This is a genomic window from Paludibacter sp. (assembly GCF_009712605.1).
In the GTDB taxonomy this organism is placed as follows: domain Bacteria; phylum Bacteroidota; class Bacteroidia; order Bacteroidales; family Paludibacteraceae; genus Microbacter.
Genome location: NZ_WASO01000003.1, coordinates 164,164 through 186,858, shown reverse-complemented (window position 1 = coordinate 186,858; position 22,695 = coordinate 164,164). Strand labels below are relative to the sequence as shown.

Annotated in this window: 17 protein-coding genes; 3 read left to right on the top strand and 14 right to left on the bottom strand. The window is 44.1% G+C overall.

From position 1 onward, the window contains the following. The first annotated feature begins 112 nt into the window (after positions 1 to 112). The gene (locus F8N35_RS04730; protein ID WP_293050205.1) at positions 113 to 2,554 is read left to right on the top strand and encodes a TonB-dependent receptor; all 2,442 of its coding nucleotides are present in this window, start codon (positions 113 to 115) and stop codon (positions 2,552 to 2,554) included. Positions 2,555 to 2,636: 82 nt separating this feature from the next. On the opposite strand, the gene F8N35_RS04725 is transcribed toward F8N35_RS04730, so the two are convergent. From F8N35_RS04725 to dut, 6 genes are all read right to left on the bottom strand, one after another. Further along, on the bottom strand, positions 2,637 to 3,140 hold the full coding sequence (locus F8N35_RS04725; protein ID WP_293050204.1) for a DUF6252 family protein: 504 nt from the start codon (positions 3,138 to 3,140) through the stop codon (positions 2,637 to 2,639). A 228-nt stretch (positions 3,141 to 3,368) separates the two neighbouring features. Then, positions 3,369 to 5,207 (bottom strand): ABC transporter ATP-binding protein, encoded by a 1,839-nt coding sequence (locus F8N35_RS04720; protein WP_293050203.1) that lies wholly within the window; start codon positions 5,205 to 5,207, stop codon positions 3,369 to 3,371. A gap of 30 nt (positions 5,208 to 5,237) precedes the next feature. Next, a complete protein-coding gene (gene purB, locus F8N35_RS04715) occupies positions 5,238 to 6,581 on the bottom strand; it encodes an adenylosuccinate lyase (protein ID WP_293050202.1) in 1,344 nt (447 codons plus the stop codon). Between the two features lie 77 nt (positions 6,582 to 6,658). Beyond that, the gene (gene kdsB / locus F8N35_RS04710; RefSeq protein ID WP_293050201.1) at positions 6,659 to 7,429 is read right to left on the bottom strand and encodes a 3-deoxy-manno-octulosonate cytidylyltransferase; all 771 of its coding nucleotides are present in this window, start codon (positions 7,427 to 7,429) and stop codon (positions 6,659 to 6,661) included. 56 nt (positions 7,430 to 7,485) lie between these two features. Beyond that, the gene (locus F8N35_RS04705; protein ID WP_293050200.1) at positions 7,486 to 8,832 is read right to left on the bottom strand and encodes an RNA-binding domain-containing protein; all 1,347 of its coding nucleotides are present in this window, start codon (positions 8,830 to 8,832) and stop codon (positions 7,486 to 7,488) included. 88 nt (positions 8,833 to 8,920) lie between these two features. Next, positions 8,921 to 9,355: a dUTP diphosphatase gene (dut, locus tag F8N35_RS04700; RefSeq protein WP_293050199.1), complete on the bottom strand. Its 435-nt coding sequence runs from the start codon at positions 9,353 to 9,355 to the stop codon at positions 8,921 to 8,923. Positions 9,356 to 9,665: 310 nt separating this feature from the next. Here dut and pheT point away from each other — a divergent pair, with 310 nt between their 5' ends. Further along, positions 9,666 to 12,128, top strand: a complete 2,463-nt coding sequence (gene pheT, locus F8N35_RS04695; RefSeq protein ID WP_293050198.1) for a phenylalanine--tRNA ligase subunit beta — start codon at positions 9,666 to 9,668, stop codon at positions 12,126 to 12,128. 33 nt (positions 12,129 to 12,161) lie between these two features. After that, on the top strand, positions 12,162 to 13,850 hold the full coding sequence (locus F8N35_RS04690; protein ID WP_293050197.1) for a glutamine--tRNA ligase/YqeY domain fusion protein: 1,689 nt from the start codon (positions 12,162 to 12,164) through the stop codon (positions 13,848 to 13,850). Between the two features lie 76 nt (positions 13,851 to 13,926). On the opposite strand, the gene F8N35_RS04685 is transcribed toward F8N35_RS04690, so the two are convergent. The 8 genes from F8N35_RS04685 to F8N35_RS04650 all read right to left on the bottom strand — a co-directional run bounded on the left by F8N35_RS04685 (position 13,927) and on the right by F8N35_RS04650 (position 22,591). Then, complete coding sequence (locus tag F8N35_RS04685) at positions 13,927 to 14,568, bottom strand: porin family protein (protein ID WP_293050196.1); 642 nt, start codon at positions 14,566 to 14,568, stop codon at positions 13,927 to 13,929. Positions 14,569 to 14,870: 302 nt separating this feature from the next. Next, positions 14,871 to 15,302 (bottom strand): GtrA family protein, encoded by a 432-nt coding sequence (locus F8N35_RS04680; protein WP_293050195.1) that lies wholly within the window; start codon positions 15,300 to 15,302, stop codon positions 14,871 to 14,873. Positions 15,303 to 15,306: 4 nt separating this feature from the next. After that, positions 15,307 to 16,092, bottom strand: a complete 786-nt coding sequence (locus tag F8N35_RS04675) for a polysaccharide deacetylase family protein (protein ID WP_293050194.1) — start codon at positions 16,090 to 16,092, stop codon at positions 15,307 to 15,309. A 14-nt stretch (positions 16,093 to 16,106) separates the two neighbouring features. After that, positions 16,107 to 17,048 (bottom strand): glycosyltransferase family 2 protein, encoded by a 942-nt coding sequence (locus F8N35_RS04670; protein WP_293050193.1) that lies wholly within the window; start codon positions 17,046 to 17,048, stop codon positions 16,107 to 16,109. A 211-nt stretch (positions 17,049 to 17,259) separates the two neighbouring features. Then, positions 17,260 to 17,829: a 30S ribosomal protein S16 gene (locus tag F8N35_RS04665; RefSeq protein ID WP_293050192.1), complete on the bottom strand. Its 570-nt coding sequence runs from the start codon at positions 17,827 to 17,829 to the stop codon at positions 17,260 to 17,262. 144 nt (positions 17,830 to 17,973) lie between these two features. Further along, a complete protein-coding gene (locus tag F8N35_RS04660) occupies positions 17,974 to 19,299 on the bottom strand; it encodes a deoxyguanosinetriphosphate triphosphohydrolase (RefSeq protein ID WP_293050363.1) in 1,326 nt (441 codons plus the stop codon). Between the two features lie 212 nt (positions 19,300 to 19,511). After that, entirely contained in the window at positions 19,512 to 22,115 is a 2,604-nt protein-coding gene (locus F8N35_RS04655; protein WP_293050191.1) for a glycoside hydrolase family 2 TIM barrel-domain containing protein, read from the bottom strand. Positions 22,116 to 22,165: 50 nt separating this feature from the next. After that, positions 22,166 to 22,591: a hypothetical protein gene (locus tag F8N35_RS04650; RefSeq protein WP_293050190.1), complete on the bottom strand. Its 426-nt coding sequence runs from the start codon at positions 22,589 to 22,591 to the stop codon at positions 22,166 to 22,168. Between the last annotated feature and the right edge of the window lie 104 nt (positions 22,592 to 22,695).

The window sequence follows — 22,695 nt, the reverse complement described above, 5'->3', positions numbered from 1 at the left end:
ATAACAAATAAAAATATTTAAATTAAAATTGATGGTGTTGTGTAAATACGAAATTGTCGTAGGTTTGCACAGAGTCTGTTAAATTATTTTTGTTCATTTATTAAATCAATCCATGTATAAAAAAATCACCCTTCTTTGCTTGTTTTTCGGAGCCCTGATGCTACATGCCGAAAACAAGAATCTTCCGTACCAAATTGCCGGACAGGCAGTAGAAGCCTCCAACGGGAAAACTATCCCGTATGCTACCGTTACGCTGCAAAATGACAGCGCAAAAGTTTTAAAAAAGATCAGCAGCGACATTAATGGAAAGTTTTCGTTCGCCGTAAAAGAGAAACGCAAATACACCGTAGTGTTGTCATTCATGGGATTCAAGGAGGCAAAAGTGGTCGCCAACGTGACCGAGGCCAAAACTGACGTCGGCAAAGTAGCTATGGAAGAAGGGGTTGTAATGAAAGAAGTTTCGATTGTGGCCCAAAAACCGCTGGTAAAGGTAGATCCGGACAAACTAACCTACAGCGTGGAGGCCGATCCGGAATCAAAAACCTCCAATGTACTGGAAATGCTTCGCAAAATACCTCTTATTACAGTCGACTCCGAAGATAATATATCACTCAACGGTCAATCCAACTTTAAAGTGTTGGTGAATGGCAAAAGTTCATCCATGATGTCGAACAATCTGAAAGATATTCTCAAAAGTCTTCCTGCAAATAGCATCAAAGACATCGAAGTAATCACCAATCCCTCATCAAAATACGATGCCGAAGGCGTAGGCGGTATCATCAATATCATCACCACCCAGAAGAAAATGGCCGGATATAACGGAAGCATCAATGCAGGGTTCGACTCCAGAGGAGGATACAACGGAGGCCTTTATCTGGCAACAAAAATCAACAAATTCAGTTTCTCCGGAAGATACTCGTACAATCATTTCAAAGAGCCTGAAAACAAATACACCTCCGACAGAACGAACTTTTTGAGCGACACCTATCACACCACCAACTCATCAGGGAATTCGACTTATAACGGATCGTCCGGCAATTTCTCGGGAGAAGCAAGTTATGACATCGATTCGCTAAATCTGATCAGTGCATCGTTTTGGGGATACGGATATGACTACCGATCCAATTCGCTCTCCTCCACCAATGTCCTTGACGTCAATAACTCCCGTTCGCAATATTTCGACAATGTAAACAACGGCAAAACCAACTACAACACACTATCGGGCAATATAGACTACCAGCGCAGTTTCAAAAAACCGGAGAAAACATTCACCGTATCCTACAAACTCGACAATAATCCGAACAAATCAAACTATGAATCGGACATCGTAAACACCTTTAATTATTCTCCCTATTCGCAGCGCTCCTCAACCGACGCTTTGACACGGGAGCAAACTCTTCAGATAGATTATTACGATCCGCTGTCGGCAAAACATCAGATGGAATGCGGAGTAAAAGCCATTTATCGCCAGAACGACAGCAACTCGGATACCTATCTGCTGAATTCTCAAACCGGCAATTGGGATTACAGCCAGTCTAAAAGCAATGAACTGGATTATAATCAATATATACTCGGCGCATATGGCGGTTATGTATTAAAGCTAAAGAAATTAACTGCCAAAGGAGGAGTCAGAACCGAGTTCACGTGGAACAACGCGACTTCTACATCTGCTACTGAAGTTAAATTCAACAATCACCTTCAGAATGTAGTGCCTTACATTACGCTCAACTTCCAGTTAAAGCCTGGGAGAAACATTAAAGCATCTTATACCCAACGACTCTATCGCCCCGGCATCTGGTATCTGAATCCATATGTAAACACCACCGATCCTCAAAATATCTCTTTCGGTAATCCTCATCTTAAGTCGGAGATTGCTCATTCGTTCGAATTGGGATACAGCACGTTCACCCCGAAATTCAATTTCAGTCTCACTGGCAGAGGAGCCTTCACCAACAATTCCATCGAGAGTTTGTCCACGATTAATACAGACGGAATAAAATCGACAACCTACCAAAATATTGGAACGGATATGAATGTCGGTCTGAACGTCTACGTGTCGTACCGCCCCAGCGAAAAATTCAATATTTACTACAATGGTAGCGGACGCTATACAAAGATGCAAGCCAACAATGGCTACTCTATCACTAATAAGGGGTACACCTACAGTAATTATCTGGGAGCGCGCTTCGTATTGTGGAAAGGCAACTCTATCAGTTTCAACGGCGGAATTTACTCTCCGAGTATTATGTTGCAGGGAAAATCGTCTACCTATTCTTACAGTGGTATCAGCATGTCGCAAATGTTCTTCGACAAAAAAATGTCGGTAAACCTGTCGGTATCGAATCCCTTCAAAAAAATGCAGATATATTCCTCTAACTACAACGATCCAAACTACACGCAACACAGTGAATCGACCTATCCGAGCCGAAGCCTGCGATGCAGCGTAACCTACAATTTTGGGAAAATGGGAATGGACGTTAAGAAAGCCCGCCGGGGCATCCAGAACGATGATGTAAAAAGCGGAGGTAGCAGCAGTGGCGGCAGTGGAAATTGATGACGCTATCGTAAAAAAGCAAGAGAATGTCCCGAAAACGAGACATTCTCTTGCTTTTTAAATGGAGCCAACATCAACGGAGTTAATCAACTACTCTGTAAGAAAGATTGAATTGTCCGCTTTTAAATAAAAGAGTTTCTCCTTTGGAAGATTGGCGTGCATCCCGAACCATCCTGACAACGAAAGTGCCTGTAATTGTTTTGTTTTCGGCATCAATTTTAGTTATTTTCAACTGATTGTCAAATGACGGATCAATAGTGTACGAATCAGCAACTGCATCTCCACCAACAATATATTTCCAATCGGAAGAGAAATCTTTCACATCGCCTGACGATTGAACGGATGACGATTTAAAGGTAAGACTAACCTGCTCGTCATCATAGTATATCTGACCATGCTTATTGCCGGTAATTGTAAACGTGCCATCCTTCTTACTGAAGTTAGCCCAACTGGATGTCGAAAGCCAAGCGTTATTGTCTTTCATGGCCTTGAAAGGAGATGCAATCTGAAAATCAGCATCGCTGTTTTTACTACAGGAAAGCAATCCCAAACAAATCAACAAATAAGAGAAAACAATTTTCTTCATGGTCACAATATTTTAAAATTAAACAACAATCGTACGAATACGACATAACTTACCCTTTGTAAAATAGTTTTTTGGAATTTGATGAATGGGAAGGTTTACTGATCGATAACAATCAGTAATCGATGCAAATATAGTAGTTTTTTAATTAAAAACAACACAAAAAACAAAGCTATTATTTCACTCCCTTGTGAAATAATAGCTTTGTTATGTATATCAACATGCTTTTTTTCAGAACGACTGCATATCACACAGCTTTTTGTAATAACCGTCGAGAACGATCAGTTCGTCGTGCTTGCCGCGCTCCACGATGCGCCCTTCGTGCATCACGCAAATTTCGTCGGCACGCTTAATTGTTGACAAGCGGTGAGCAATCACAATAGACGTACGATTCTTCATCAGGTTCTCGATGGCATCCTGCACCAGGCGTTCCGATTCGGTATCGAGAGCAGAGGTAGCCTCATCCAAAATAAGAATCGGCGGATTTTTCAGAATAGCCCGGGCAATGCTGACACGTTGGCGCTGTCCTCCGGAAAGCCGCCCTCCCCGATCTCCAATGTTGGTATCATAGCCTTTTTCTGTAGCCATTATAAATTCGTGAGCATTGGCAATTTTGGCAGCTTCAATCACCTGCTCCATCGTAGCATTCTCCACCCCGAATGTGATATTGTTGAAGAAAGTATCGTTAAACAGAATAGCCTCCTGATTCACGTTACCCATCAATGCCCGCAAGTTGTACAAGCTGGTATCTTTAATGTTTACTCCGTCGATCATGATATCGCCTTTATCTACATCATAAAAACGGGGCAAAAGGTCGACGAAAGTAGACTTACCAGAACCCGACTGTCCAACCAACGCTACGGTTTTTCCTTTTTCTACTGTAACATTAATTTCCTGCAGTACCCAGTCATTCTTATATTTGAACCATACATTTTTATATTCAACTTTATCCCGAAATGCATCCAGCTTTTTAGGTTCGGTGGCTTCCTTCATCGTGTTTTCAGCTTTGAGGATTTTATCCACACGCTCCAGCGATGCCAACCCTTTCTGAATACTATAAACTGCTTTCGACAGATCTTTTGCCGGATTGATAATACTGTAAAAAACAACCAGATAGTAAATAAAAGTCGGTGCTGTAATACTGCTATGGTGCGTCAAGATCAACATACCGCCAAACCAAAGCAGGATAGCAATCACTACTGTTCCCAAAAATTCGCTCATGGGGTGTGCCAATAAATAGCGACTGTTGATGCGAAGATTGGTATGTCGCAACGCTTCGTTGATCTGAGCAAACCGTGCTTTCACCTTATCTTCGGCATTGAACGCTTTGATAATACGCAAACCACCAAGAGTTTCTTCTATCTGTGAAAGCAACTGCCCTAATTGTTGTTGCCCGACCAGTGACCTGGCTTTCAGCTTTTTCCCCACCATACCAATCAAATAGCCACTTATCGGCAACAGCACCATTACAAACAGGGTTAACTCCCAGCTGAGAGAAAACAGAGTAACAACATAAACCAGTATCAAAATCGGATTCTTGAAGATCATGTCGAGCGAACTGATCACCGAGTTCTCAATTTCACCCACATCGCCTGTCATACGAGACATAATATCTCCTTTGCGTTCTTCAGAAAAGAACCCAATGGGAAGACTTAGTATCTTGGCATAAATATCGCGGCGTAAATCACGCAAAACCCCTGTACGAATAGGTACTGTATAGTAACTTGCCAAAAACGAAAAACCGGTCTTCAGCATGGTTGCGATGATTAAGAACAAGCCCAGAAAAGCAAGGGTTGTAATAGCTCCCTGTCTCTGAATCGTATCCGATATATACCAGAAAACGTTATTCTTCAGCGCTGCTCCTATTTCGCTCATGGAATTATTAAAGCTCCATGCTTTGTAAGAGTAAGTAGCGCTTTCGATCCCGAAAAGAATTTGCAGGATAGGTATAATTGCACCGAAAGAAAACAAAGTAAACAGCGCCGAAAGAAAGTTACTCCCGATACTGCCCACTACATATTTCTTATACGGGGGTATAAACCGGATAAGAATTTGAAGAAATTTATTCACAGATGTATTGTTTGTATTTGATAATCAAAATCATACTCCCGTATAATTGAACGGGGTAATGGCCCGCAACTCACTTTTCACCGCTTCGTTCACGTCAAGCGTTTCGATAAACGCCTTGATAGAACTTTCGGTGATGGCTTCGTTGGTACGGGTAAGTGCTTTCAACGCTTCGTAGGGGGAAGGATAAGCCTCGCGGCGCAAAATCGTCTGAATACCTTCGGCCACTACCGCCCAGTTGTGTTCCAGATCGCGGTGAAGCGCATCTTCGTTCAGCAACAGTTTACCCAATCCCTTCAGAATACTTTGAGTGGCAATCATCGAGTGAGCAAAAGGTACACCCACGTTGCGCAACACAGTAGAGTCGGTCAGGTCACGCTGCAAACGGGACACCGGCAATTTCACCGACAAATGTTCCAGAATAGCATTGGCGATGCCCAGATTTCCTTCGGCGTTTTCAAAGTCGATCGGGTTCACCTTGTGCGGCATAGCCGACGAACCAACTTCTCCGGCCTTGATACGTTGTTTGAAATATTCCATCGAAACATAGGTCCAGATATCGCGGCACAAGTCGAGCAGAATGGTATTGAAACGCTTCACGCCGTCGAACACGGCTGCCAGATTATCGTAGTTAGAGATCTGGGTTGTCCATTGTTCACGCTGCAAACCGAGTGATTCGCTTACAAACTTATTACCGAAGGCTTTCCAGTCGTGGTGAGGATAAGCCACGTGGTGTGCGTTGAGGTTACCGGTTGCGCCGCCGAACTTTGCCGACAGAGGTACAGCCTTCAATTGTTTCAACTGTTCTTCGAGGCGGTACACAAACACCATGATCTCTTTGCCCAAACGTGTAGGTGATGCCGGTTGACCGTGAGTCTTGGCCAGCATTGAAATATCTTTCCAGTCGTCGGCCATTTTTTGCAAAGTGGCAACCACCTTTTCGGCTTCGGGATAAAAGACATTTTCGAGCGCCTCTTTTACCGAAAGCGGCACCGATGTGTTGTTAATATCCTGCGAAGTCAATCCGAAGTGGATAAACTCTTTATGATCCTGAAGTCCCAACAGGTCGAATTTCTCTTTCAAGAAATATTCCACCGCTTTCACGTCGTGGTTGGTGGTCTGCTCGATGGTTTTGATGCGTTGTGCATCCTCTTCGGTAAAGTCGGTGTATATCTTCTGCAACGCAGGAAAAACGGAAGCATCTACATCCTTCAGCTGTTCCAGCGGCAATTTGCAAAGCGCGATGAAATATTCTACTTCCACCCGAACGCGGTAACGGATCAGGGCATACTCTGAAAAATAAGCAGCATACGGTTCTGCTTTCGAACGATAACGGCCATCGACAGGTGAGATGGCAAAAAGAGGAGATAATGTCATTTTATATTTACGATTTTCCCGATAGCTATCGGGGTTACAATTTACAATTTAAGTTACGAGCGGGATGTCTTGGCTCTTTATTCTTGGCTCTTTGCTCTATTCAAAAACCACTCGTTAGCCCGTTTCAAATCCTCGGGAGTATCGATGGCAATGGTTTCAGTGTCGGTGATGCCGACCTTAATCCGGTAACCGTTTTCGAGCCAGCGGAGTTGTTCGAGCGATTCGGCCAGTTCGAGCGGTGATTGCGGCAATTTTGTTACTGCGCCCAACACCTGCGCACGATAAGCATACATGCCAATATGTTTGTAATAAGTTTGCTTCTTTAACCATTCGGTATGCGGAGCATTGCGATAGTATGGAATAACGGAACGGCTGAAATAAAGCGCCTCGCGATTGGCATTGAAGACCACCTTCGGAGAATTTGCATTGAACAGCACCTCAAAATCGTCATCGGCAGAGAAAGGTTTCACCAACGTGGCAATCTGGGTCGAAGCATCATTGAAGCAGGCTTTCAGCTCTTCAATCTGTTCGGGTTTCACAAACGGCTCGTCGCCCTGAATATTGATTACCACGTCAAATTCGCCTTCCGCTTTGGTCAGTGCTTCGTAGCAACGATCGGTACCGCTTTTGTGCTGGTCGGACGTCATCACCGCTTTACCACCGAAAGCAAGCACAGCATCGAAAATTCGTTGATCGTCGGTAGCCACCACCACCGCATCGAGCGCCAGCGAGGTCTGCTCGTACACCCGTTGAATCATGCTTTTGCCGGCAATATCGGCAAGCGGCTTGCCCGGAAAACGCGTCGAGGCGTATCGTGCCGGAATGATTCCGATGAAATTTAAATTCATAATTCCAAAGTTCAGTATTTCAGTATTCCAAACAAGATCGATTCAGTCTGGAATTTTTAATGTTTGTCTGTTTGTCCACCTGTTTGTCCACCTGTTTGTCCACCTGCAACATCTTCCGCAGGTGAATCAGACACCACCCAATAACCATTAAACGTACCCTCCCGCCTCAATAAACCATACGATTTCAAAGTATTAATATGCTTTGAAACAACAGACTCATTGATATTTAACTGTACAGATAGTTCCTTGCGGGTAATATGAGAATTTTCGGAAATAAGGGATAATATAGTTTGTTGCCTATCTGACAAGATTTTCTGTCCACCTTTCTGTCCACCTACAACAGGAAATGTCATGCGAAGAAAATGAGAGGTAAATTTGAAGCAATCTTTCGGATACGCCTGCAAAATACGGGGAACTCCTGAGCCCAACTGTTCCACCATTTCAAGGTCTTTGTATATCCGCATGATCTCTTTATTGCGTGGCACGGAAATCCCTTCAAAAAACTCTTCACGGTCAATTCCTTCCGGCAAACTACCGGCAAAAGTAATCTCCAATCTATCGGAGAAAATCTCGAATTTCGGTGGAATTTCTCCCGAATAATCGTTATGCACCATCGCATTAACAACTGCTTCGCGAATGGCAATGGGATCCCACAAACGGGATTCAAGTCGTTCCTTTGATGTGATTTTAGCAGCTGTCCTGTTTTCAAGTTCCAATTTATCAAGCACTTGCTTTGTCGCCTTGATTAGAGAACAATAGCCATATTCGTTATTTTCAATTAAGTTTACGCGATCCGTACCGGCATATTTTGCCACTTTTATGGACAATCCGTTTTCGTCAGACATCAGATAAGCCACGTAATTCAGTTTACCATCTGCCGTCAGCAATTCCAGATTCCGGGCAAACTTGTCATTCAATACAATGCCCTTACTCTCGTAATATATCTTCAATTGCTCAAAACTCAGATCCTGACGGTTGGAGACAATTTTGCCAATAGAATTGCGAGTCCGGCGCGAAAACAATTCCTCTATCATCTGTTGAGGCATAGGCTCGGCAGCACTGCCCGTACGGATAAAGCATCCTTTTTCGGTCATGCCGTATTTTTTCAGAAAGTAAGGTTTCTCGCTGCCTCCGGCCACAATAATTTTCAGGATATCAACGCCAGCTCTTTTTTCAACAACCACATCAAACAGACCCATACAGGATGGTAAGATGTTATTTTTCAGCCTGTCTTTCACCTTGAGCTGGTCTCCGTCAATGTCTTTCAATCCAATGGAATTGCCCGAATCGTCGACGCCAAGATAGATAAAGCCTCCCTCCCGGTAATTCAGAAAGGCAACCACCTCTTTCTCCAAATTATCGGTAAGTTCCAGTTTGTATTCTATCCTGTTCGATTCTGGCATTCCTGTCTATTTCAAGGTTCAGTATTTCAACATCCCAAACGAAACTAAGCTTGCCTGGAATTGTGGAACTTTTAGATTCTGGGATTTGTTAATGTTTCCCTGTATGTCCGAAACCTCCGGCACCACGATCTGTTTCCGAAAGTTCTTCAGCTTCGATCCATTCGGCTTGTTCGTGAGCAGCAATCACCATCTGGCAGATACGCTCGCCGTCTTCGATTACAAACGGTTCGTTAGAAAGATTAACCAGAATCACACAAATTTCGCCACGGTAATCGGCATCAATCGTACCCGGTGAGTTCAATACAGTAATCCCTTTTTTGATAGCCAAACCACTGCGCGGACGAATCTGAGCCTCATAACCTTCGGGCAATTCTATGAACAATCCGGTAGGAATCAATTTGCGTTCCAGCGGAAGCATGGTAACCGGTTCGTCAAGATTAGCGCGGAGATCTACTCCGGCAGAAAGGGAGGTAGCATACTGAGGCAAAGGATGTTTCGATTGATTTACGATCTTAATTTTCATAGTCTGTAAGAGGTTCGGTTTTGAGCTACGAAGATACGAGTTTTTTTGTGAACGAGCGACAATCCATTGACTTATAGCATCGCAGCCAAACCACTAAACTGCAAAAAAGCAATGAAAAAACAGAGGCTAAACTCACCAAAATCGTATTTGTCAGCGTTTTTCACACAAAATCTTCCGGTTTTTAGTGCAAAAAATGTACATTTGCAGTTCCATTTAAAAAAATCACAAATCACCTTTTATTTCTCTAAGGAAAACACTATTCGTTTGATATAATGAGAAATAAACCACATTTATAAGCATAGTTTTTGCAATGAACATTTCTTACAACTGGCTAAAACAATACATTGATACTGATTTAACTCCCGAAGAGTTATCCAAAGCGTTAACTTCCATTGGACTCGAAACCGGTGGCATTGAAAAAGTACAAACCATCAAAGGCGGCCTCGAAGGGCTGGTTATCGGCGAAGTGCTCACTTGTGATGAGCACCCGAATTCAGACCACCTGCACGTAACCACCGTCAATGTGGGTGCAGCTGAACCGCTGAAAATCGTTTGCGGCGCGCCTAATGTAGCGGCTGGTCAGAAGGTTGTGGTTGCCACTATCGGCACCGTACTTTATTCGGGCGAAGAGTCGTTTACCATCAAACGTTCAAAGATCCGCGGCGAAGAGTCGTTCGGCATGATCTGTGCCGAAGATGAAATCGGCATCGGAACCAGCCACGACGGTATCATCGTACTGCCTGCCGACGCGGTTGTGGGCACACCCGCCAAAGAATATTACAACGTCAAAGACGACTATGTGCTGGAAGTCGACATCACTCCCAACCGTGTGGATGCTGCATCACACTTCGGTGTAGCCCGCGACCTGGCTGCTTATCTTGCTGCAAACGGGCTGAAAGGAACACTCACCAAACCTTCGGTTGACGCATTTGCCGTTGAGAATCATAATTTATCCGTAAGCGTAACCGTTGAAAACAGCGAGGCTTGTCCACGCTATGCCGGTGTAAGCATTGCCGGTGTCACAATCAAAGAATCGCCCGAATGGCTGCAAAACTACCTGAAAGCCATTGGTCTGCGCCCCATCAACAACGTGGTGGACATCACCAATTTCATTTTGCACGAAACCGGACAGCCGCTCCACTCGTTCGATGCTGATAAAATTGCAGGCAAACAGGTGATTGTAAAAACATTGCCCGAAGGTACAAAATTCACCACGCTCGACGAAGCCGAACGCAGCCTCAGCGACAAAGACCTGATGATTTGCGACGCAAACGGTGGCATGTGCATTGCCGGTGTATTCGGAGGTCTCGATTCGGGCGTTTCGGACAGCACCACCAACGTGTTCCTCGAAAGCGCCTACTTCAATCCGGTATGGGTGCGCAAAACGGCTCGTCGTCATGGACTGAACACCGATTCATCGTTCCGTTTTGAACGCGGTTGCGATCCCAACAACAACGTGTACGTATTGAAACGTGCAGCCCTGTTGATTAAAGAATTGGCCGGAGGCACCATCTCCAGCGACATTGTGGACATCTACCCCACCCCGATCAAACCGTTTGAAGTAGACATTACCTTCAACAAAATCAGCAGCCTGATTGGAAAGGAGATTGAAAAAGAGACAATCAAGAAAATACTGCATCACCTCGAAATAGAGATTGCCAGCGAAACGGCTGAAGGCATGAAACTGCTCGTTCCGACCTACCGCGTGGATGTTCAGCGCGATGTGGACGTGATCGAAGATATTCTGCGTATCTATGGCTACAACAACGTTTTGCCGGGTGAATCGGTAAAATCGTCGATCAGCTACTCGTCGAAACCCGACAGCCACAAACTGCAAAATCTTATTTCGGAACAACTTACCGGATGCGGTTTCAACGAAATACTGAACAACTCGCTCACCAAAGCAGGTTACTACGAAACATTGAGTTCGTTCCCCGCTGCCAATCTGGTGATGATGATGAATCCGCTCAGCGCCGATCTCAACGCCATGCGTCAAACATTGCTGTTCGGTGGACTGGAAAGCGTTGCCTACAACGTAAATCGTAAAAATCAGGATCTGAAATTTTACGAATTCGGCAACTGCTACTATTTCAATGCAGAAAAGAAAGCAGAAGGCAAGCCGCTGGCTGCTTACTCCGAAGACATGCACCTCGGATTGTGGCTCACCGGCAACAAAACAGCTCAAAGCTGGGTGCGTGCCGACGAGAAAACATCTGTTTTCGAATTGAAAGGATATGTGCTGAATATTCTGCGTCGTCTGGGAGTCAACCTCCAGAAGCTGATCGTTGAAACAGAAACAACCAATGACCTGTTTGCCGAAGCTTTAGTCATCAAAACCAAACAAGGAAAACAACTGGCCATTTTTGGCAGCATTGCAAAGAAACAGTTAAAAGCACTCGACATCGACGTGCCGGTTTTCTTCGCCGATTTGAACTGGAACAACCTGTTGGTTGAAAGTACCCGCAATAAAGTTTCATTCACGGAAATATCAAAATTCCCGGAAGTAAAACGCGACCTGGCACTCTTGATTGATAAGAATGTTTCGTTTGCCGAAATCGAAAAACTGGCCAATGCTACCGAAAAGAACCTGTTGAGAAAAGTTCAGTTGTTCGACGTGTACGAAGGCAAAAATCTGGAAGCCGGCAAAAAATCGTATGCTGTCAGCTTTACATTGCAGGACGATGCAAAAACGCTGAACGACAAACAGATTGACGGAATCATGCAAAAGCTTATCAAACAGTTTGAAGAAAAACTAGGTGCTAAATTGCGGTAATCCACACTAAACAAAGAGCAAAAACGATCATATATGAGTGAAATGACAGAACAACCCAAAAAGAGCCTCAATTTCATTGAGACCCTTGTCGAAGAAGACATTCGTGATGGTAAAAACGGAGGAAGGATACAGACCCGTTTCCCGCCGGAACCGAACGGATACCTTCATATCGGACATGCCAAAGCCATTTGCATGGACTTCGGTATTGCACGCGACTACAACGGCGTTTGCAATCTCCGTTTCGACGACACCAATCCTGTGAAAGAAGACGTGGAGTATGTGGATTCCATCATGGAAGACATCCAGTGGTTAGGATACCAATGGGGTAACGTTTACTATGCTTCCGACTATTTCCAGCAATTGTGGGATTTTGCCACCGACCTCATCAAACGAGGACTTGCATACGTCGACGAACAATCGGCCGAAGAGATTGCCAAACAAAAAGGCTCTCCTACCGTTCCGGGAACCGAAAGCCCGTACCGCAATCGTCCTGTTGAAGAAAGTCTGGAGTTGTTCAAAAAAATGAATAGCGGCGAAATTGCCGAAGGAGCAATGGTGTTGCGTGCCAAAGTCGATATGGCTTCACCCAACATGCACTTCCGCGATCCGATCATGTACCGCATCATCACCGATCATCCGCACCACCGCACAGGCTACACATGGAAAGCATATCCGATGTACGACTTCGCGCACGGTCAATCGGATTATTTTGAAGGCGTTACCCACTCCATCTGTACACTTGAATTTGTGGTGCACCGTCCACTCTACGACTGGTTTATCGATCAACTGAAAACCGATGATTACCGTCCACAGCAGATCGAGTTCAATCGTCTGAACATTACCTACACAGTAATGAGTAAACGAAAGATGTTGCAATTGGTTCAGGAAGGTTTGGTTAGTGGATGGGACGACCCCCGTATGCCGACCCTTTGCGGTTTGCGTCGTCGCGGATATACCCCCGAAGCAATCCACAACTTCATCGAAAAAATCGGTTATACCAAATACGAAGGAATCATTGATGTCTCTTTGCTTGAACACGCCGCCCGTGAAGTGCTGAATGCCAAAGCAACCCGCGTAAGTGCCGTGCTCGATCCGGTAAAATTGATTTTGACCAACTATCCCGAAGGACAAACCGAAACGGTAACAATGGTCAACAACCCTGAAGATGAAAACGGAGGAACGCATGAAGCGCCATTCTCGAAAGAGTTATACGTAGAACGCGATGACTTTATGGAAGATGCTCCTAAGAAGTATTTCCGCATGACTCCTGGTCAGGAAGTACGCCTGAAAGGCGCTTACATCGTAAAATGTACCGGCTGTAAGAAAGATGCGGAAGGAAAAGTAACCGAAGTATACGCGGAATACGATCCCGAAACCCGTAGCGGACTGGAAGGCAGTAGCCGCAAGGTGAAAGGCACTATCCACTGGGTAACCGTTAATGATGCTATCGATGCAGAAGTTCGCTTGTACGACCGTCTGTTTGCCGTTGAAAACCCGTCGGAAGAAAAAGACAAGGATTTCCGTGAATTACTAAATCCTGATTCGTTGAAGGTGCTGAATAATGTGAAGGTAGAGCCATGGTTGAAGAATGCGAAAGCATTGGACAACTTCCAGTTCCAACGTATCGGATATTTCAACGTAGATCCCGACTCAACACCTGAAAATTTAGTTTTCAATCGTACTGTTTCTTTGAAAGACAGTTGGGCAAAAGCCAATAAATAAAACTACAAAGGTCACAATAAAACGAGGGGAGAATGTTTTGAAACACTCTCCCCTCGTTTTTTATGTAGTAATAATATCAAAACAACCTCCACCCCAAAGTGAGGTAAATGCTTTGTTTATTACTCTTCATGTTTATAACCGGCGCATTATTGAATGTCACCGAGTAAGAATTGGAAAGGTATTGTGAGTAGCGCAAATCAAGCGAAACAGAAAGTATGTCAACACCGATACCACCCTCAGCCGCCCAAGTAGCTTTTTTAAAGTCCTGTGAAACCACTGCGGCATACTGATTCAGATTCGAGCTCGATCCGGCGTCAATAATAGCTTTCGGGCCTGCATTGAGGCGTAGGGCAAGCGGACCAACGCACAACACCTTATAGCCAACCAAAAGCGGAATTTCAATAGCCTGAGTTTTGTATGTTGCCATATAGGTTGATCCTCCCACATTGAAAGTCTGAGATGTTTTCTTGACATTCAAAAGAACCTCCGGTTGAAGATAAACCTTTTTACCTCCCAATCGCATCCAGGCTCCAACCTGATAACCGCTTGCAAAACCCGATTTAATCTGATCTCCGGTGGATGTAACCAGATTGGTATTGAGCAAATCATTATAACTCATTGCCGCTTCGTATCCCCCTTTGAGTCCAAGAGCAAATGTCTGTGCCGACATTATACCTGTAATACCCAACAACAAAATAAATAAGATAGATTTCTTCATGTCGATTAATTTAAGCTTATGATATTGAATAACGCAATAAATTGGACCTATCGTATAACAGCGGATAAAAAATAAGAAGACTTCACATTCAGAAGACAATCTCCTGAAATAATGTTACAAAAAAGATAGAAATCCGGCATCGGAAAATACAACTGTACAATTTTATACTTGTAAAAAAATTATCAATCCAAATAAATAAAGGATCGAAAGAATTTTAATAACCCAAAACACACTCAAATAATGATACAGTTGTGAAATATAACAAATGTAACATTCCTATGTTTTACAATTCTAAGAAACGATTATTTTCGGGTATGCAGGAAATATTTTCTTGTTCCAAAATTCACCCAATACGTTATAAATGTTGCAATTAACTTAGACAACATATAATACAGTCCAACTAATTCGGTAAACATCCAGATAAGCAAAGTACTCAGTCCTAAGCCGATGACCGAAAGAATGAAATAGTAGATAAATTCGCGATGGCGTTTCTCAACCACCCGAATATTGAACACCCAATTTACACAGAGATAATAGTTGACAATTGCACTGATAGTAAAAGAAAGAACGGATGAGATAAGGTAATTGATATGGAGAAAGTGGGTAAAACCAAATAACATCGAAAAGTCGAAGACGGTACAGGAACCACCCACTATAAAATATTTGGCAGCTTGCATTGTCGTCTCATTTTGTACGATTGCGCGGGTATAACGGTTGCGGAAAAGTATATTCAAAGCCCTAAGATTTAGCATTCAGAAATACCTCTGCACACTCATTCAGCCGTCCGAATTGCTCGTTTTTAGCCTTAAAACATGCTATAAACGAAGTTAGCCTGTCAACCATTGCATCGCCCGAATTGCGCTTGACATATAGCGGCAAATCAAGCCCCGCGTTGTTAAGATCAATAAACTCCCATGGATGAAAATAGAGATTCAGGTAGCCATCTTTTTTCAGAGAAGCCTGAGCCAGCATCTTATAGATTGATAAAGGATAATTGTGCAACGCCAGCCAAAACAAAGGCAAACGCACCACAGGAGATACAGAAGCCGGAATCTGATAGAGAGCACCTTCCTGAAAGATTCGTCTGGGCTTGGTAAAATTATTATACTTCCCGGGCAGGTAAGTAGGATGAAGGGAGGAATTGTAGGAATAACCAGCGCTTATTAGCTCGTCAACGCTGATCTTTCCCATATTTGGCATGCGAAATCCGGTAACCCTGCACCCGGTCAATCGTTCGAGAACTTCTCGTGATTGTTTTAGGTGAGCAGGTTCAAAGCGATTGTGATAATAACCGTGCGAAGCCACTTCATGCCCTTCTGCCACCATTCGGGAAATAAGATGAGGAGCATGTTCAGCAAAATTGGCCGTGCAAAAAAATGTGGCAACAACATTCTGTCCGGCAAGTAAATCGAGAATCCGCTCCGTCCCGACCATGGAAATCTCCATCTGTCGATCGAAAGTAAGTAATTGTGAACAAGGAAAGGGATTATCAAATTCCTCTATATCAAAGCTTAGAAATATCATCTGAATCAGAACTATTAAGCAGGAACATTGTCAAAGTTACTCGAACGAACTATGTATAAAGGTCTGTCTTTAACCTGAATAAACAATTTCCCAAGATACAAACCAATGACACCCAGAACACAAAGTTGCAATCCGGAAAAAAAGACAATGGTAAGAATAACAGATCCCCATCCATACGCATAATGTCCTGAATAGAAGAATGAATACAGCACATAGGGGAGATACAGCAAAGCAAGCAAAGAAAGTCCGAATCCGATATAAATTGCCAAATACAAAGGACGAACGCTAAACGAGGTCACAGCATGTACAGCCAGACGAAGCATCTTCCGCACCGTATATTTAGTTGTACCTGAGAAACGTTCATTCGGTTCATAATCAATATGCGCCTGACGGAAACCCATCCATTTTATCATTCCACGAATAAACAGATCGTTCTCCCGAAATCGCTTAAACACATCAGCAACATTTCTGGACATTAAACGAAAATCAGCCGTCCCTTTCTCAATTTGAACATCCGAAAACGAATTAAAAATATGATAAAACGCATTGGATGTTTTACGTTTCATATAGGATGCCGTTTCCGATTCCGCACGACAGGTATAGACTATATCATACCCCTGCTCCCATTTTTCTATAAGAGGCTTGATCAATTCGGGCGGATGCTGCATATCGCAATCCATGGAGATAACACAATCGCCATGGGCATAATCAAGACCTGCCTTCAACGCACATTGATGCCCAAAATTACGTGAAAGTTCAATGTAGAAAACGCTTTTGTCTTCCTGCGACAGCTTATAAAGCTGTTCCATGGTATCGTCAGTACTGCCATCATTAACAAAAATCAGTTCCAGATCATATGATTCAAACGGAAAACATTCCTGAATTCTATTTTTAATGACACCAACATTTCCTGATTCGTTATGGGCAGGCAATACTATAGAGACTAGCTTCTTCATTGATTATTGATAGTTTGAAAACGCCCCAACAGTTCTGTTTAGCGGCAGGCTTCGAGGGGTAATACCTGAAACGTTTATTTGGAAATAAACGCTGGCAAAGATACATATTTAATGAGAATGAACCACAAAAACAGATCTCTTTCAATAAAAAAAGCTGTTCCAACCCGTGGAACAGCTTTACAAGAAAATGATTTTTATTCGCTGCTTACTATTATTCGGCAGGAGTTTCTTCTGCGGCAGGAGTTTCTTCTGCGGCAGGAGCTTCAGCAGCTGCGGCCTCTTGTGCTGCTTCAGCAGCAGCGGCAGCAAGAGCAGCTGATTCTTCAGCGCGTTTTTGTGCTATTTCAGCGGCTTTAGCCTGATTTTTAGCAATTTCAGCCTCAAGTGCTTGTTTTGCTTTTGCAGCAGCGGCAGCAGCCAATTTATCTTTTACAGATTCGGTTGAAGCTACTTTTGCGTTTTTCCAAGCTTCGAAACGTTTTTGAGCTTCGGCTTCGTCAAAAGCACCTTTTTTAACACCGCCCTGTAAATGTTTCATCATCAATACACCTTCGTCAGAAAGGATGGTGCGAACAGTGTCTGTAGGTTGAGCACCGGTATTTACCCAATACAATGCACGTTCGAAGTTAACTTCTACAGTTGCAGGATTTGTGTTAGGGTTGTAAGAACCGATACGTTCTGTAAATTTACCGTTGCGTGGTGCACGACTATCGGCAATAACAATGTGGTAATAGGCATACCCTTTACGGCCGTGTCTTTGTAATCTGATTTTTGTTGCCATGATTGGTTGTAAAATGATTTGTAAATAAAAACCTAATTGCTTTTACACGAAAAGCGGTGCAAAGATAGGCATTATTTATCAGAAAATACTACGCCGGTGAATTATTTCTGTGAAAATCTTTGACTTCCGTTTTTACCTCCGCTTCTAAAGCGACGGAAGACTCATGCCCGTTATTTTCCGGTATAAATCGAGAGCATACACGTCGGTCATGCCCGAAATGTAGTCGAGCACCGACTGCACTTTGCCATAGATTGTATCACTTTTGGTCTCGTACTGCAACGGAATGCGGCGCAAAAGTTGCTTGGAATACGATTTCTGCGGAGCCAACACAGCCTGAATCAATTCATCCAACAGGGTGAGAATAATCTTGTAACCGGCCAGTTCAATGTCGAGCACCTCAGTAGCACAGTATATTTTTTTGAAAGCGACATCAGAACAGTGTTGATAGGCCTTCGCCGAACGTTCGGGCAAATGTTTGATCAACGAGCCGGTAAATTGCCCTGCCAGAATTTCTTCTTCTTTGTCGACAAAAATCTGGGAGCACTCCCTTACCAAAATTCCCACCACCGAAGATCGCAGGTAGGCAATTTGTTCGTTAATATCAGTCACCACAGAGAAAATCTCCTTCGTTTTTACTTGTTTCTCCTCCGATAGATAACCTAACAAAAGCTCTTTCGTCTCTTCCGAAGTGAGAATTTTAAGTTTGTGTGCATCTTCGATATCCATCAACTGATAGCAAATATCGTCGGCAGCTTCGAGCAGATAGACTAACGGGTAGCGGGCAAAACGGTTTGGATTTTCGGGATTGGACACGATACCCAAATCATCGGCGATTTTCAGGTAAGTCTCCTCTTCGGAATGAAAGAAGCCGAACTTGGACTTCTTCGGATCGGCAAAATTGGAGAGATAAGGATATTTCACGATGGATGCCAGCGTGGAATAGGTGAGCGCAAAGCCCCCTTCGCGGCGGCCGTTGAACTGGTGCGTCAAGAGACGAAACGCATTGGCATTCCCCTCAAATTTGGTAAAATCAATCCACAATTCGTCGCCCACTTTTTCTTTCAGCGCCAGCCCTTTCCCTTCCGAAAAATAGGTAGAGATGGCATTCTCACCCGAGTGACCAAAAGGTGGATTACCCAGATCGTGCGCCAGACAGGCTGCCGAAACAATCGAACCGATTTCGTCGATAAAGGGCACCGAATCTTTGTATTTTGTTTTGAGCTTGCGGCTTACGTTATCACCCAACGAACGACCCACACAGGCCACTTCCAAGCTGTGAGTCAAACGATTGTGTACAAAAATACTACCCGGAAGCGGGAACACCTGGGTTTTATTTTGCAAACGACGAAAAGGAGCCGAAAAAATCAGCCGGTCGTAATCGCGTTGAAATTCGGTGCGATCGTCGGCACATTCGGAGTGGTAGTGCTCCATTCCCAGTCGTTTATTAGTCAGCAAACGCGACCAGTCCATTCTATTCATATTTTCAAAATTTGAGGATGTGGAGATTTGAAAATTTGAAGATGAAATCTCCATATTTCAACACAAAGTTCCGTATTTTAGTTCGTAGTCGGAAACTTTTGAATAAAAAAAGCCGGAACGAAAAATAACGTCCCGACTTTCATTTCCTGATCAACAGATTATTGCAAGTTCCAATCGTAAATTGTCAATGTTTAAATCGTAAATTAGTTGGCTTTTACTTCGCCGAAATCGGTCTGTTGCCGTTCCACTTCATTCAGGAGTTTCTGCTTCTCTTCGTCTGTCAACGTTTTGCGAGTTGAAGAGTTAGGCCCCTGATTAACGACATTTATTGTCGGTTTCTCTTCAAACAACAAGGTGCGTGAAGGAGTGACACTCGAGAATTCAAGCGTAGCAGCTTTCGGTGCGTATTCGCCCTCAAACAAAGGACGGGCAGTCACCTTAATCTTTCCGGCTTTGGTGGTGGAACGAATCAGTACCGGCGCCGAACCGAATTCCACAACCCGTGGATTGGCCTGAATAGAAGCATCGCCGATAATCTCGCCTTCACCTTCAACCGAAAATAAAATTTGTTCTTTGGCCAATCGACGAACATTGCCCTGATCGTCAGTCACTTCGGCAATGATGCAGGCAAAATCGGAACCATCAGCCGTAAGTTGCTGACCTTCGTTATCAATTCGCAGACGAATTTGTGTGGAACGACGAGACGGCATCTTCGTTTCTGTCACCACCACTTTGCCATCAATCAATCCCTCGGCCTTGAAGCTGACACGTTGCCAGTTTTTCTGCACATAAGGGTACTGACGCATATCGTAGAAGTCGTACGCATTTTTGAAAGTAACGGGAGGATGCGGCATTCCTCGCAACGCTTTCGGAGCCTTCTGCACCAACGTATCGCGTTCGTAACGAATGAGACGTACCTCATCGCAGTTGGTAAATACCGTCACATCGGGACTTGAGAACGGACTGATTTCGCTGGCAATATACAATACCGGTTTAATATCGGCCAACGGATGCGGTTTTTTCGGATCGATCTGGCTCCGGAACATATAGTACGAATACTTGTACTGACGGAAATTGTCCATGATGCCGCCCCAGTACGGATCGGGATGATAGCCCCGCTGATGGTCGAACGGGTGCCATTGGCAGCCACCCACAAACTGAGTCGGTGCGTCGCACATCTCATTATAAATCTTCGCAAGGTGCATGGCCTGAATCAATTGCGGACCTTCACCCCATGCACGGGCTGCCCGATTGGGTGTGTTGTGGGCATACCAATCGTCCACATACTCACCCCATTCGCGGGTAAAGATGCTCTGTTTCACGGTGCCTGTATCGCGCGGCCAACCGTATACCACTTCAAAATTGTCTTTCACACCCTTGGAGTTGAGATCGGCCGCATCGTAACGACCCGGATAGGGATACTCTTCTTTGGTAATTTTATATGCGTTGAGCGAAAAATCGAGCGGAAAGGGGGTCTCGTTCAGGATCGGTTCCCACATGAGCACTGAAGTGTGGTTGCGATCGCGACGAATCATGTTGCGGATATCGGAATAGACCAAATTTGCAAACTCAGGATCTTTGTTCCAAAATTGCCAACCGGGAGTCGGTACGATTACGAACAAACCCAGTTCGTCGCAGGCATCCATAAACGAAGGATCCTGCGGGTAGTGAGCCGAACGGATGATGCGGCAACCGGCATCGCGCAACTTCTTGGCATCGCGCCATTGCTGCGAATTAGGAACGGCATTGCCTACATAGGCAAAATCCTGATGGCGGTTGCCACCGATCAGTTTTTCGTAGGGTTTTCCGTTGAGATAAAATCCATCGACACCACGGAATTCCGCCTTACGAATACCGATGCGGGTCATGCCGCCGTCGAGCGAAGCTTTACCCGAAATCACACGCGATTCCACATGATAGAGCAGCGGCTCGTCGGGTGTCCAAAGTACAGGATTTTTGACCTTGACGGCCTGTTTTACCTGTTTCGATTCCCCTTTTCTCAATGAAACACCAGAAACCGTTTTGGCCACGACATTACCTTGTGGATCACGCAACACGGTCTCCACCCTTACACTCTTAGCACCGTCCGACTGGTTCTGCACATCCGTATCGATAAAAACATCGGCCAGTTTGTCGTTGATTTCCCCGTAATGTACAAAAACACCACCACCGGCCACTTTCCCGGCTTCATTCGGGTCTGAAATGTTGATTTGATTTTTCACTACCAACCAGATATCGCGATAGATACCACCGTGATAGAGAAAGTCAAGCGTCTTCTGACTCTTACCCGGGGGATAGGTCTTATCGTCGCTGTTGTCGGTTGAAACAGCCACCACGCATTTCTGACCCGGCACCGCTCCGGCTTCCAACAAATCGATACTGAAAGGAAGATAGCCACCTAAGTGTTGTTTCACCAACTTACCGTTGAGATAGACCTTGCATTTGCCCATCACCGCCTCGAAGTAGAGAATCACCTTTTTGCCGGCATAGGCTTTGTCGAGGGTGAAATGCTTGCGGTACCAGGCAGTGCCCTGATAGTTGCGGCAGCCACTGGCCTCGGCAGGCTCCAACTCCACGGTGTGCGGGGTACTCACCACATCCCACGCGGCATCTTTGAAGTCGGCTTTTTCCGCTCCGGCCACATCGCCTTTGTGAAAACGCCATCCGACATTGAAGTTATACACTTGCCGACCGCTGTTTTGCAGGTCGTAAAATCCCGCCGCCGAAAACGCAGGCTGATACTCTTTCGCGCTAAGGCTAAAAGCCAACGGCAGGAAAAGAATTAAAAGTAACTGTTTGTATTTCATATAATTGATTTACAATTTATTCATTTACGATGTACGATTGGAATCTGAGTTTAATACTTAAAGCGTGAAACTTTCTTCTCACGCAAAAACTTTGCCACTAATGAGAAAAAGAGATAGATAGTCATCATCCAACAAACGATCATAGGAATTACTGTTTCTGCAAGAATCCAATTATTTGCAATTGCCAAAACTACATATTCAATTTGCCAACGAATAGCAATTGATTCCAAGGAAACTAAAATTATAGTTGCGATTATTATTTTTGTAGAAGTCATTTTCTTAACAAAAAGATCAATAGTGCCCCAAATCAATATAATAACACTCATCAAATTGGGGAGCAGAAAATCACAAAATGTAAGCGGATGAAATTTGCTTTGAGTAAACCAAGAAAGCAACATTCCAATAAATAAAAAGAAAATTGCATATATGTTACAGACAACAAATATGCTTTTTATGATTACTAATAAACTTTTCATTTCAACACTACATTTTAATATAGACATTCTCTGAAATTCGGATCTTCTCGGAAAACTTCACAGAAACATATCTTTATCCTATAAATTTCATCAAAATACTACAA

Coding starts and splice junctions, on each gene's coding strand:
- F8N35_RS04730 (WP_293050205.1), top strand. CDS start 113: ATGTATAAAAAAATCACCCTTCTTTGCTTGTTTTTCGGAGCCCTGATG.
- F8N35_RS04725 (WP_293050204.1), bottom strand. CDS start 3,140: ATGAAGAAAATTGTTTTCTCTTATTTGTTGATTTGTTTGGGATTGCTT.
- purB (WP_293050202.1), bottom strand. CDS start 6,581: ATGACATTATCTCCTCTTTTTGCCATCTCACCTGTCGATGGCCGTTAT.
- kdsB (WP_293050201.1), bottom strand. CDS start 7,429: ATGAATTTAAATTTCATCGGAATCATTCCGGCACGATACGCCTCGACG.
- F8N35_RS04705 (WP_293050200.1), bottom strand. CDS start 8,832: ATGCCAGAATCGAACAGGATAGAATACAAACTGGAACTTACCGATAAT.
- dut (WP_293050199.1), bottom strand. CDS start 9,355: ATGAAAATTAAGATCGTAAATCAATCGAAACATCCTTTGCCTCAGTAT.
- pheT (WP_293050198.1), top strand. CDS start 9,666: ATGAACATTTCTTACAACTGGCTAAAACAATACATTGATACTGATTTA.
- F8N35_RS04690 (WP_293050197.1), top strand. CDS start 12,162: ATGAGTGAAATGACAGAACAACCCAAAAAGAGCCTCAATTTCATTGAG.
- F8N35_RS04685 (WP_293050196.1), bottom strand. CDS start 14,568: ATGAAGAAATCTATCTTATTTATTTTGTTGTTGGGTATTACAGGTATA.
- F8N35_RS04675 (WP_293050194.1), bottom strand. CDS start 16,092: ATGATATTTCTAAGCTTTGATATAGAGGAATTTGATAATCCCTTTCCT.
- F8N35_RS04670 (WP_293050193.1), bottom strand. CDS start 17,048: ATGAAGAAGCTAGTCTCTATAGTATTGCCTGCCCATAACGAATCAGGA.
- F8N35_RS04665 (WP_293050192.1), bottom strand. CDS start 17,829: ATGGCAACAAAAATCAGATTACAAAGACACGGCCGTAAAGGGTATGCC.
- F8N35_RS04660 (WP_293050363.1), bottom strand. CDS start 19,299: ATGGACTGGTCGCGTTTGCTGACTAATAAACGACTGGGAATGGAGCAC.
- F8N35_RS04655 (WP_293050191.1), bottom strand. CDS start 22,115: ATGAAATACAAACAGTTACTTTTAATTCTTTTCCTGCCGTTGGCTTTT.
- F8N35_RS04650 (WP_293050190.1), bottom strand. CDS start 22,591: ATGAAAAGTTTATTAGTAATCATAAAAAGCATATTTGTTGTCTGTAAC.